This is a genomic window from Micromonospora sp. NPDC047753 (assembly GCF_040642735.1).
Lineage (GTDB): Bacteria > Actinomycetota > Actinomycetes > Mycobacteriales > Micromonosporaceae > Micromonospora.
Map to the genome: position 1 here is coordinate 1 of NZ_JBEYSL010000183.1, position 12,001 is coordinate 12,001.

A 12,001-nucleotide genomic window follows, 5' to 3' on the forward strand; every position below is an offset into this window, starting at 1 on the left:
CGCCGACTTCGCGTTCGGCCAGGTGAACAGGAACCTCGGCTCGTACGCGCGGCCGCACATGCCGTAGTTGCCGGCGCCGTAGGAGGCGCCCATGTTCACCGTCAGGTGCGGCACCGTCGAGTTCGACACCGCGTTGACCATCAACGCGCCGTGCTTGATGATGCCGCGCTGCTCGTACTCGGTGCCGACCATGTAGCCGGTGGTGTTCTGCAAGAAGATCAACGGGGTGTCCGAGGCGTTCGCGAGCTGGATGAACTGGGCCGCCTTCTGAGCCTCCGCGCTGAACAGCACCCCCCGGGCGTTCGCCAGCACCCCCACCGGATATCCGTGCAGCTCGCCCCAACCGGTGACCAGCGCGTCCCCGTACGCCGGCTTGAACTCGTCGAAGTCGCTGCCGTCCAGGATCCGGGCCAGCACCTCGCGGGGGTCGAATGGCACCTTCAGGTCGGCGCTGGTGATGCCGAGCAGCTCCTCCGGGTCGTACTTCGGCGGCTGTGGCACCGCCGTCCGCGGCGACGGGCCCCGCTTGCGCCAGTTCAACCGGCGGACGCACTGCCGGGCCAGCCGGATGCCGTCCCGCTCGTCGACGGCCAGGTAGTCGGCGAGCCCGGACATGCTGGCGTGCATCGCCGCGCCACCCAGCGACTCGTCGTCGGTGACCTCGCCGGTCGCCATCTTCACCAGCGGCGGACCGGCCAGGTAGACCTGTGACCGGTCCCGAATCATGATCACGTGGTCGGACATCCCCGGCACGTACGCGCCACCGGCCGTGGCGTTGCCGAAAACCACGCTGACAGTGGGGATGCCGGCCGCCGAGAGCCGGGTGAGGTCACGGAACACCCGACCGCCGGGAATGAAGATCTCCGCCTGGGTGGGTAGGTCCGCCCCGGCCGACTCCACCAGATTGACCATGGGCAGCCGGTTGGCCAGGGCGATCTCGCCGGCCCGCCGGGTCTTCGCCAGTGACCACGGGTTGACAGCGCCGCCGCGTACCGTCGGGTCGTTGGCGACGATCAGGCACTCCACGCCCTCGACCACACCGATGCCGGTGACCACGCTGGCCCCGACCGGGAAGTCCGAGCCGTACGCGGCTACCGGCGACAACTCCAGGAACGGGCTGTCGGCGTCCACCAGCAGCTCGATCCGCTCCCGGGGGAGCAGTTTGCCGCGGGCGTGGTGCCGGCTCACGTACTTCTCGCCACCACCCGCCCGCGCCTGGTCCAGCGCGGTGTCCAACTCGGTCAACCGCTCCAGCAACGCGGCCCGGTTCGCCAGGTACGAGGGCGCGGACGGGTCGACCGTGCTGTCCAGTGTGGTCATAGGCCCATGCCTTTCGCGATGATCTCGTTCATGATCTCGGTGGTGCCGCCGCCGATGCCGAGGATCCGCGCGTCGCGGTAGTGCCGCTCCACCTCGGCGTCGCGCAGGTAGCCGAACCCGCCGTGCAGCTGCAACGCCTGGTCGACGACGTGGTCGCAGGCGGCCACCGCCACGTTCTTCGCCATCGCCACCTCGGTCACCACCGGCTCGCCGGCCGCTACCCGACCCGCGACCCCGTGCACGTACGACCGGGCGGCCTCGGCCCGGGTGTGCATCTCGGCCAACCGGTGCCGGATCAGCTGCCGGCTGGCCAGCGGACGCCCGAAGGTCTCCCGGTCCCGGCACCAGCGCACCGCCAACTCGACGCAGCGCTGCGCTGTCGCGTACGCCTGGGTCGCCAGCGACAGCCGTTCCGCGGCGAAGTGCTGCATGATCGCCAGGAAGCCGGTGTTCTCCGCGCCGATCCGGTTGGCGACCGGCACCCGCACGTCGGCGAAGGACAGCTCGGCGGTGTCCGAGCAGTGCCAGCCCAGCTTCTCCAACCGGCGTCCCACTGTGAACCCGGGCGACCCCTTGTCGATGACCAGCAGGGTGAGTTCACCGCTGCCGGGGAAGTCGGTACACACCGCGGTGGTCACGAAGTCGGCCCGGTGCCCGCTGGTGATGTACGTCTTCGACCCGTTCACCACGTAGTGGTCGCCGTCGCGGCGGGCGGTGGTGCGGATCCCGGCCACGTCCGAACCGCCGTCCGGCTCGGTGATGGCCAGCGCGCCGATCATCGTGCCGGACAGAGTGGGCCGCACGTACCGCTCGATCAGGCTGTCATCGGCCGGTGACGCGGTCCCGCCGAGCCGGCCGCCCAGCGAGCCACCGGTGCGGGCACCGGCCGCCGCGACCATGTGCGGCAACGCGATCCCGTGCGTGAACAGGGCCGCCACCAGCCCCGACGAGCCGCCGGAGCGGATCAGCTCCTCGGTCACGATGATCGAGTCGAGCAGGTCCCCGCCGCTGCCACCCACCGACTCCGGAAAGCCGATGCCGAGCAGGCCGAGCTTCGCCGCGGTCGCGTGCAGCGCCCGGGGCACCTCACCGGCCCGCTCCCAGTCGTCCAGGTGCGGCAACACCTCCCGGGTCACGAACGCCCGGGTCAGCTCGCGCAGTTGCCGGCGCTCCGGGGTGTCCACGATGCTCATCGGGATGCCCCCGTCGGAAGGTCGGCCGGCAGGTCGACGACCCGGGCGCGCAGCAGCTCGCCGAGCGCCTTGGCCTGCGGGTCGAACCGGGTGGACGCGGCCACCCCGGCACCGAGCAGGCCCTCGATCACGAAGTTGACAGCCCGCAGGTTCGACAGCTCGTAGCGCCGCACCGACAACGGGGCGGTCTCCGGCACCAGCTCGGCCAGCCGGTCGACCGTCAACCAGGTCCGCAGCCACGTGTACCCGGCGTCGGAACGCGCCCAGACACCGAGGTTGGCGTCCCCGGCCTTGTCCCCGGAGCGTGCGCCCACCACCTCGCCGAGCGCCCCGCGTCGGGTCGGGCCGTCGATGGCCGCCTCGCCAATGGCCGCCTCGCCACCCGGGGCCGATTCGTCCGGCGAGGTGGGGGAAGTGCGGGTCGGTGGGGCGATCGGCACCCGCTCGCCACCGGGCAGCACAGCGACGTGCGCCACCGCGTCCTGCGGCACCGTGTCGGCGGTGAAGACGCCGTACGGTGTCGCGTCACCGGGCAGTGTGGTCAGCGTGCAGCCCGGGTACGAGGCCAGGGCCAACTCCACGGCGGCGGCCGAGAACGCCCGTCCGGCCCGCGCCTTGTCGCCGTCGCGCAGGTGTACGTGCAGCAGGGCGCTGGCCGACTCGGTGTCGACGGCGTCCGGGTGGTCGGTCCGAGCGAGGGTGAACTCCAGCCCGTCCTTGCCCACCGCCTCCTCGACCTGCCCCCGGACCAGTGCGGCCTTCTCCTCGATCTGCAGACCGCACAGGACGAACGTCATCGAGTTGCGGAAGCCGCCGAGGTTGTTGACGCCCACCTTCAGCGTGGGCGGGGGCGGGGTTCCCCGTACCCCGGAGACCCGGACCCGGTCCGCCCCGTCGGGGTGCAGCGTCACTGTGTCCAGTCGGGTGACCACGTCCGGCCCGAGGTACGACGGCCCGCCGATCTCGTAGAGCAGTTGGGCGGTGACAGTTTCCACAGTGACCGCGCCGCCGGTGCCCGGATGCTTGGTGAGCACCGACGAGCCGTCGGGGTGCACCTCGGCGATCGGGAACCCGGGCCGGTGGCCGCCGTCGGGCAGCTCGGTGAAGAAGCTGAAGTTGCCGCCGGTGACCTGCGCGCCGCACTCGACGAGGTGCCCGGCGACGGTGGCCCCGGCCAGCTCGTCGAGGTCGTCGCGGCCCCACCCGTACCGGGCGATGGCCGGGCCGACCACCAGCGACGCGTCGGTGACCCGGCCGGTGACCACCACGTCCGCGCCCGCGTCGAGACAGGCGGCGATCCCGAACGCGCCGAGGTAGGCGTTCGCGCTCAACGCGTCCGGTCGCTGGATCGTGTCGCCCTCGACGTACCCGACCTGGGTCGGTAGCCCGAGCCGGTCGGCGAGCTTCCCGATGGCGGCGGCCAGGCCGGCCGGGTTCAGCCCGCCGGCGTTCGTCACGATCCGCACCCCTCGGTCGAGGGCGGTGCCGAGGCAGGTCTCCAGTTGCCGCAGGAACGTCTTCGCGTAGCCCAGGTCGGGGTCGCGCATCCGGTCCCGGGCCAGGATCAGCATGGTCAACTCGGCGAGGTAGTCGCCGGTCAGCACGTCCAGCTCACCGCCGTCGAGCATCTCCCGCCAGGCGGTGAACCGGTCGCCGTAGAAGCCGGAGGCGTTGCCGATGCGGATCATGCCCGTACCCCGATCCCGCCGGCCGGCTGCCGGCCGTCACCCGGCGGCCCGGCGAAGGCCTGCGCCACGTCGAGCCACTCGTCGGCGACCGGCCCGGTGGCGACGAGAGCGAGGTCCGCGCGGTGCCGGCGTTGGGTGACCAGCAGGGAGAAGTCCCGAGCCGGTCCGGTGACCCGGTCGGCGGCGTCCGCCGGACCCCAGCTCCAGGTGTCGCCGCCGGGCCCGACCAGCTCGACCCGGACCGGCGCCGCGGGTGCCTCCCGGCCGTGCGCGGCGAAACCGTGCCCGAGGGTACGCACGCCCAGGTGCGCCACGTGCCGGAGTCGGTTGCTGTCGGGGCGGACCACGCCGAGGGCGTCGACCACGTCCGCGCCGTGCGCCCAGGTCTCCATGATCCGGGCGGTGGCCATCGAGGTGGCCGACATCCGGGTGCCGTACCAGGGCAGTTTGCCGCCGGCCGGAACGGCGGCCAGTGCGTCGACGAGCGCGGTCCGCCCGGCCCGCCAACGGGCCAGCAACTCGGCCGGCGGGGCGAGGAATTCCTCGGCGCCGACGTCGACGAGTCGGGTCACGTCCGGCGCGGTGGTGACCGTCGCGTAGAACGCCTCGGGATCGGTCGCGGCCAACAGCGCGACGTGGTCGGTCCAGGCGAGGTGGGCGATCTGATGCCCGATGCTCCAGCCCGGCGCGGGGGTCGGCCTCGCCCAGTCGACCACGGGCAGTGGCGCCACCAGGGTGTCCAGCTGGGCGGACTCGTCGGCCAGGTCGGTGAGCAGGTCGCTGAGGTCGACCATGGTGCCTCCGGTCGGTGGTGGCCGGTGCGGCCGGCGGTCAGGGCGTGAGCAGGGTGGCGAGCTGGCGCTTCCAGGTGGTCAGCAGGGCGGCCCGGCGGGCGGAGTCGTCGCTGAGCAGGTTGGCCACCCCGAGCCCACGGAGCAGGTCGAGCGTGGCCTGCACCGCTTCGCGGACACCGGGTCGACGCTCGTCGACACCGAGGAGGGCGACGGTGAGCCGGTGCATCTCCCGCCCGACCGTCGCCTCCAGCGGCACCAGGGCGTCCCGCAGCTCCCGATCGGTGCGGGCGGCGACCCAGAGCTCAAGCGCGGCCACGAACAGCGGCCCGGTGAACGCCACGGCGAGCAGGTCGACGACCCGGTCCAACCGTTGCGGGCCAGCCGGCAGCGCCTCGGCCTCGGTGCGCAACTCGTCGGCCCGGCGCTCGGCCAGATGGGCCACGGCGGCCGTCACCAGCGCCGCCTTCGTCGGGTAGTGGTGCAGCTGTGCCCCACGCGAGACACCGGCCCGCGCCGCGACGACTGTGGTCGTGGTGCCGGACCAGCCGTGCTCGATGAGGCAGTCGACGGTCGCCTCCAGCAGTCGGGCCTGGGTGGCGCGGCTGCGTTCCTGCTGGGGGACACGCGTCGATGCGGTGGGCACGGGAACAGCCTGCTGCCTACGAAACAAACAGTCAAGACTGACTTTTTTGTGACCCTGCCGGGGTGGATGCGCGCCCTCGCCTGAACCCGCTGCATTCGCGGCACCGTGGCACGCGCTGAAGGCTCGCTATGGAGCTGATGCCGTTAACGAATCACCCGTCGACCTGATCAGTCGATCGGGTCCTGCTGATGTCGCAAACGATTCAGCTCCAAAGGGACCCTGACCCACGGTCCCCGGCTGCCACCCCCCGGCTGCCACCCTCGGCTGCCATCCGGGGTTGCCGGCTCAGCGGCCGTCGCGGGGGCCGAAGACGGTCAGCGCGTCCGCGTCGCTGTGCTGGGAGCGCAGATACTCGTCGGCCCAGGCGGCAGCGTCGGGGAAAGCCGACTCGGCCACCACCCGCGCGCAGGCCGCGTCCACGTCGAAGACGGTGCGGCGTAGCTGGACGCCCGGCCCGAGCAGCGCCCACCACGCGCCCGCGCCCCCGTACGGCATGCCGATGCTGCCTGGATTGACCACCAGGCGCCGATCGACCAGCCGGGTGAAGGGCATGTGCGTGTGGCCGCAGACCACCGTGGCAACCTCGGCGGGAAGACCGTCGAACACCTCCGCCCAGCGCGCCATGCGGGAGTCGACGAGCACGACCTCCTCGTCGTCGCGCGGCGTCGCGTGGCAGAACAGCGTCCGCCCAAGGCCGTCGATGTCCAGCGTCGCCGTCGTCGGCAGTTCGGCGAGCCGGGCCACCTGGTCGTCGCGTAGCTGCCCGGCGGCCCAGTTCGACACCTCGATCGACGCCGGGCGACCGGCCCGGGCCTCGACCAGTTCGCGCTCGCAATTGCCGCCGACCCAGCACACCCGGTCACCCAGACCGGCGAGCACGTCCAGCACCTCGACCGGTTGCGGGCCGGCGGCGATGTCACCGGTGAGCACGATCAGATCGGCGGCGGCCACGTCCGGCTCGGCCAGGACGGCCTCCAGCGCCGGCAGGACGCCGTGGATGTCGGAGAGCACCGCAACACGATTCACCATGGCCCCACCCTCACCGCTGACATCCATCGAGGCCAGCGATTCTGCGCCAGGCAGACGCAGACGTCCCCGCCTGCGGCCGGTGACGGCAGGCGGGGACGCGTTGTACTGCTCAGACGCGGGCGCGGCGGGCCAGGCGCTCCGGGTCCAGGATGATGATGCTCTTGCCGTCCAACCGCAGCCAGCCGCGCGAGGCGAAGTCGGCCAGCGCCTTGTTGACGGTCTCCCTGGAGGCGCCGACGAGCTGGGCGATCTCCTCCTGGGTGAGGTCGTGGGTCACCCGCAGAACGCCGCCGTCGCGGGTGCCGAAGCGGCCCGCCATCTGGAGCAGGTTCTTGGCGACCCGACCCGGCACGTCCGTGAAGATCAGGTCGGCGAGCGAGTCGTTGGTCCGACGCAGCCGCCGGGCGAGCACCCGCAGCAGCTGCTCGGCGATCTCCGGGCGGTTGTTGAGCCACGGCCGCAGCGCCTGCTTACGCAGCCGCACCAGCCGGGTGTCGGTCACCGCGGTGGCGGTCGCCGTACGCGGACCCGGGTCGAAGAGCGACAGCTCACCGACCATGTCCGACGGCCCCATCACCGCGATGAGGTTCTGCCGGCCGTCCGCTGCGCGGCGACCAACCTTGATCTTCCCGGACAGCAGGATGTAGAGGCTGTCACCGGGCTCGCCCTCATTGAAGACGATCTCGCCCTTGCGGACCTCGATCGTCTCCATCTCCTTGGCAAGCGCCTCGGCAGCTTCCGGGTCAACACCCTGGAAGATCCCGCTGCGGGCCAGTACCTCGTCCATTGCGCACCTCCGGTTGCGCGTGCCGTCCGTCGGCCGGGGCCGCCGTCCGCTGATCCCCTCGCGCGCCGCCAAGTCTAGGCGCACGTGAGCACGAATCAGAGGTCGCCCCTGGAATCTTGATCGGTGGGCGTAACCTGCCCGACGTGCTGAGCGAGCCGACTCTGACCAGCCGCGCCGAGGACGGGCGGCACGTACCGCTGCTCGTCTGGCGTGCGGACGTGCCCCTGCGGGCGGCCAGCAGTGCCCCGCTGGGCGGTGGCATCGGGGTCCGGCGGTGGGTGTTGAACGCGACGGTCCCGATGTCGTACGACCGGGAGGACCCCGCGGCGCACCTGGCCTCGCTCGCCGCCGAGCTGGCCCTCGACGGGCCCGGGATCGGCCTGCTGACCGGCGTCGATGTGGCCGAGGTGGTGGCGCGTAGCGACGCCGGGGTGCGGGCCTGGGCGACGGTCGGGCTCGGCACACCGGTGCCCGCTGCCGCGCCGACGCCGGCCGCGCTCGGCCCACGCGTCGGCACTGTCAACATCGTGGTGTACGTGCCGGCGCGACTCGCCGACTCCGCGCTGGTCAACGCGGTGTCCACCGCGACCGAGGCGAAGACCCAGGCGATCGCCGAGCTGGGGTTGCCGGGGACCGGCACGCCCACCGACGCGGTCACGGTGCTCTGCCCGGTGGACGGGCCGGAGTCCGCGTACGGCGGGCCGCGCTCCACCTGGGGCGCCCCGCTCGCCCGAGCGGTGCACGCGGCGGTGCTCGCCGGTGGTTCCCGGCCGGTCGTGCCGTGGTCCGACCAGCTCAGGGGCGCAAAGTCCAACCGATCGGCTGTCGTTGGCGCGTTTAACGACCGGTAGGGTCGCGGGCGATGTATGCTCCCGCCCCCCTCGCGTCCCGCCCGCGCCGCCGCGTCGCCCTCGGCCTCGCCGCGCTGCTGGCCGCCCTCCTCGTGGCCGGCTGTGCCGACCCCGGTGGTGAGGCACCCGTCTGGCAGCCCGGCGCTGGAGGTGGTGGCACCGGCGCGCCGGTCTCCACGACCGGCCCGAAGGCCACCGGGCCCGCGTCGTCCGGTCAGGGTGGCGCGATCTCGCTCTCCGCCACCGGCGACATCATCATGGGCAACGCGCCCAGTCGGCTGCCCGCCGCCGGCGGCAAGGGCTTCTTCAACTCGGTCACCGACGCGCTGAAGGCCGACCTGGTGATGGGCAACCTGGAGGAGCCGCTGACTGTCGACACGGGCACCGGCAAGTGCGGGGCGAACTCCACCCGCTGCTTCCAGTTCCGCGCTCCGCCGGAGTACGCCGCCCACCTGCGTGACGCCGGCTTCGACGTGCTCAACCAGGCCAACAACCACGGCTACGACTACGGGCCCAAGGGCTACGAGAACACCCAGAAGGCGCTGAAGAAGTACGACCTGGAGCACACCGGCGCGCCGAACGAGATCACCGTGGTGGAGGTCAAGGGCGTCAAGGTCGCCGTCGCCGGCTTCTCGTCGTACGTCTGGTCCAACAGCCTCGTCGACATCGACAAGGCCAAGGCGGTGGTCGCCAAGGCCGCCACCATGGCCGACCTGGTCGTGGTGCAGGTGCACATGGGTGGCGAGGGTGTCGACAAGACCCGGGTGAAGCCGGGCACCGAGATGTTCCTGGGCGAGAACCGGGGCGACCCGGTGAAGTTCTCGCACGCGATGATCGACGCTGGTGCCGACCTGATCGTCGGGCACGGCCCGCACGTGTTGCGCGGGATGGAGTTCTACAAGGGGCGCCTGATCGCGTACAGCCTGGGCAACTTCGCCGGCGGCGGCAACTCGCTGAGCAACGACGGTCGCCTCGGCTGGGGCGGGGTGCTGAAGGTGTCGCTCAAGCCGGACGGCAGCTGGGCCGGCGGCTCGTTCACCTCCACGTACATGAACTCCGCCGGCAAGCCGACCATGGACCCGGACGACCGGGGCCTGGGCCTGGTCACCGAGTTGAGTCGCGCCGACTTCCCGAAGGGCGGCGCTCGCCTCGACGGGCAGGGGAAGATCACGGCGCCGACCGCCGGCTGACCCGACGGGGAACGTCCGGGGTGCGACGTAGGCTGACCGTCGTGACCAGTAGCCCTCCCGGTGCCAGCGAGACCGATCTCGGGCGCAAACGCCGTGCTCGCAAGATCGGTCGGGTGCTGGCCGAGACGCATCCCGACGCGCATTGTGAGCTGGACCACTCCAATGCCCTGGAGTTGGCCGTCGCCACGATCCTGTCCGCCCAGTGCACGGACAAGAAGGTCAACGAGGTCACCCCGAAGCTCTTCGCCCGCTACCCGAGCGCTGCCGCGTACGCCGGCGCCGACCGGGGCGAGATGGAGGAGTTGATCCGGCCCACCGGCTTCTACCGCAACAAGACCGACTCACTGCTCAAGCTCGGTCAGGCCCTTCTCGACCGGTACGACGGCAGGGTCCCGGGGCGGCTCGTCGACCTGGTGACGCTCCCGGGCATCGGCCGCAAGACCGCCAACGTGATCCTGGGCAACGCCTTCGACGTCCCGGGCATCACCGTCGACACGCACTTCCAGCGGCTGGTCCACCGGTGGCGGCTGACCACCGAGACCGACCCGGTCAAGATCGAGCACGCGATCGGCGCGCTGTACGACAAGCGCGACTGGACCATGCTCTCGCACCGGATCATCTTCCACGGAAGACGGGTCTGCCACGCCCGCAAGCCGGCCTGCGGCGCCTGCACGCTCGCGAAGCTCTGCCCTTCGTACGGCACCGGCCCGACCGAACCGGCCGCTGCCGCCAAACTGCTCAAGGGCCCTCGGGCGCGCGACCTCGCCGTGGCTGCCGGGGTCGACCCGGACCTGGTGCCCGCGCAGGCGGTCGCTGCGGAGGTGCCGTGAACCGCCGCCTCGCCCTCGCCGTCCTGCCGCTGCTGCTGGCGATCACCGGTTGCACCAGCGGCACTGCCGACGAGCCAGCCCCCCGCCCGGCCGCCGCTGAGCGACCATCGCCGTTCCGGGACTGTTCGACGCTGAGCACTGCGCCCACGGCACCGTCGCCCGGCTCCGGCACCGCGGCCCCGGTAACGGCGATTCCGCCGTCGCCCGGCTCGGGTGCGACGGCCTCCGGTACGCCTGGCACGACGGCCCCCGCCGTTGGCGGGTCGGCGCTGCCGGAGCTGACGCTCTCCTGCTTCACCGGCGGCGCCCCCGTCGTGCTGCGGGAGGTGGCCGGGCCGGCGGTGATCAACGTGTGGGCCTCCTGGTGCCCGCCGTGCCGCAAGGAGCTGCCCGCCTTCCAACGCCTCAGCGAGCGGGCCACCGGTCAGCTCCAGGTGATCGGGGTCAACAGTCGGGACAGCCGGGGCGGCGCCCAGTCCATCGGTGAGGACTTCGGCGTCCGGTTCCCGATCCTGGTGGACCAGGGCGAGGCGCTACAGCGCGAGCTGAAGCGCAACGCCATTCCACTGACCCTCTTCGTCGACGGCGACGGTCAGGTCCGGCACATCGACGCCAGCGGCGCTCTCGACGACACCAAGCTCGCCGAGCTGGTCCGCCAGCACCTCGGCCTGGCGGTGCCGGCGTGACCCGTCGGCCACCCGGATGGATCGATCCGTTGCTGACCCGGCTGGGCACCGCCCGCGCCGAGGACTTCACCCGGCTGACCACGCCGACCGAGGGTGGTCGGGAGAGCGCCGTGCTGGTGCTGCTCGGCGAGCAGCCCGGCGCGGGTCCCGACGTGCTGGTCCTGCAACGCGCCGCCACCCTGCGCAACCACGCCGGCCAGCCCGCCTTTCCCGGGGGTGCGGCCGACCCGGAGGACGCCGACGTCCGCGCCACCGCCCTGCGCGAGGCGAACGAGGAGGTCGGCCTCGACCCGACCAGCGTGACAGTGCTGGCCGAGCTGCCGAAACTGTGGATCCCGGTCAGCGACTTCGTGGTCACGCCGGTGCTGGCCTGGTGGCACGACCCGCACCCGGTGCACCCACGGGAGCCGGCCGAGGTGGCACACGTCGCCCGCCTGCCGGTCAGCGAACTGGTCGACCCGGCCAACCGACTGCGGGTCCGGCACCCGAGCGGCTGGATCGGGCCGGCATTCTCGGCGCGCGGGATGCTCGTCTGGGGCTTCACCGCCGGGGTGCTCGCCACCCTGCTCGAGATGGGCGGCTGGGCCCGCCCGTGGTCGCACGACCGGGTGGTGGAGCTTCCGCCGACCCGGGCGACACCGGCCCCGTCCGCCGGCACCGACGAGGCTGACGAGAACGCCCTGCGCTGACCGCGCGGTCACCATCCGCAAGCGATGGTCATCCGGCGGGCACACTGCCCGTACGCTTGACCCGTGTCCGTCGTGGATCTCGTCCTGCTGCTGCTCATGCTTGTGTTCGCGATCAGCGGATACCGCCAGGGTTTCGTCATCGGCGTCACGTCGTTGTCCGGCTTCTTCCTGGGTCTGCTGCTGGGTCTCCAGCTCGGGCCGCTGTTCGCCAGACAGTTCGTGGACGCCGGCACCCGTGTGCTGATCTCGCTGGTGGCCATCTTCGGGCTGGCAGTGGTCGGGCAGGCACTCGCCGGTTGGC

Annotated in this window: 13 protein-coding genes; 6 read left to right on the top strand and 7 right to left on the bottom strand. The window is 72.1% G+C overall.

Annotated features, from left to right (window positions below):
• The 7 genes from ABZ749_RS17195 to ABZ749_RS17225 form a co-directional block, all read right to left on the bottom strand.
• On the bottom strand, positions 1 to 1,320 hold a 1,320-nt coding region (locus ABZ749_RS17195; RefSeq protein WP_357228760.1), incomplete at its 3' end, for a carboxyl transferase domain-containing protein.
• Complete coding sequence (locus ABZ749_RS17200) at positions 1,317 to 2,513, bottom strand: acyl-CoA dehydrogenase family protein (protein WP_357228763.1); 1,197 nt, start codon at positions 2,511 to 2,513, stop codon at positions 1,317 to 1,319. The genes ABZ749_RS17200 and ABZ749_RS17195, both read right to left, overlap by 4 nt.
• Entirely contained in the window at positions 2,510 to 4,201 is a 1,692-nt protein-coding gene (locus tag ABZ749_RS17205) for an acyclic terpene utilization AtuA family protein (protein ID WP_357228766.1), read from the bottom strand. Before ABZ749_RS17205 ends, ABZ749_RS17200 begins: the two co-directional genes overlap by 4 nt.
• Positions 4,198 to 4,995, bottom strand: coding sequence for a TIGR03084 family metal-binding protein (locus ABZ749_RS17210; RefSeq protein ID WP_357228769.1), 798 nt, complete (start codon positions 4,993 to 4,995; stop codon positions 4,198 to 4,200). The genes ABZ749_RS17205 and ABZ749_RS17210 overlap by 4 nt, the downstream gene beginning before the upstream one ends.
• Before the next feature lie 37 nt (positions 4,996 to 5,032).
• Positions 5,033 to 5,638, bottom strand: coding sequence for a TetR/AcrR family transcriptional regulator (locus ABZ749_RS17215; RefSeq protein WP_091403316.1), 606 nt, complete (start codon positions 5,636 to 5,638; stop codon positions 5,033 to 5,035).
• A 285-nt stretch (positions 5,639 to 5,923) separates the two neighbouring features.
• Positions 5,924 to 6,667, bottom strand: coding sequence for a metallophosphoesterase family protein (locus ABZ749_RS17220; protein WP_357228773.1), 744 nt, complete (start codon positions 6,665 to 6,667; stop codon positions 5,924 to 5,926).
• Positions 6,668 to 6,776: 109 nt separating this feature from the next.
• Complete coding sequence (locus ABZ749_RS17225) at positions 6,777 to 7,454, bottom strand: Crp/Fnr family transcriptional regulator (protein ID WP_007466162.1); 678 nt, start codon at positions 7,452 to 7,454, stop codon at positions 6,777 to 6,779.
• Between the two features lie 143 nt (positions 7,455 to 7,597).
• Between ABZ749_RS17225 and ABZ749_RS17230 the strand changes: the two genes are divergently transcribed.
• The 6 genes from ABZ749_RS17230 to ABZ749_RS17255 form a co-directional block, all read left to right on the top strand.
• Positions 7,598 to 8,305, top strand: coding sequence for an adenosylcobinamide amidohydrolase (locus ABZ749_RS17230; RefSeq protein WP_357228775.1), 708 nt, complete (start codon positions 7,598 to 7,600; stop codon positions 8,303 to 8,305).
• 11 nt (positions 8,306 to 8,316) lie between these two features.
• Positions 8,317 to 9,495 carry a CapA family protein gene (locus tag ABZ749_RS17235; RefSeq protein WP_357228778.1) on the top strand — a complete coding sequence of 393 codons (1,179 nt, stop codon included), beginning with the start codon at positions 8,317 to 8,319 and terminating at the stop codon, positions 9,493 to 9,495.
• 41 nt (positions 9,496 to 9,536) lie between these two features.
• Entirely contained in the window at positions 9,537 to 10,325 is a 789-nt protein-coding gene (gene nth / locus ABZ749_RS17240) for an endonuclease III (protein ID WP_357199155.1), read from the top strand.
• On the top strand, positions 10,322 to 11,011 hold the full coding sequence (locus ABZ749_RS17245) for a redoxin family protein (RefSeq protein ID WP_357228779.1): 690 nt from the start codon (positions 10,322 to 10,324) through the stop codon (positions 11,009 to 11,011). Before nth ends, ABZ749_RS17245 begins: the two co-directional genes overlap by 4 nt.
• Positions 11,008 to 11,700 carry a CoA pyrophosphatase gene (locus ABZ749_RS17250; RefSeq protein ID WP_357228782.1) on the top strand — a complete coding sequence of 231 codons (693 nt, stop codon included), beginning with the start codon at positions 11,008 to 11,010 and terminating at the stop codon, positions 11,698 to 11,700. Before ABZ749_RS17245 ends, ABZ749_RS17250 begins: the two co-directional genes overlap by 4 nt.
• Before the next feature lie 63 nt (positions 11,701 to 11,763).
• The coding region (locus tag ABZ749_RS17255) for a CvpA family protein (protein WP_357228785.1) at positions 11,764 to 12,001 on the top strand (238 nt) is incomplete at its 3' end.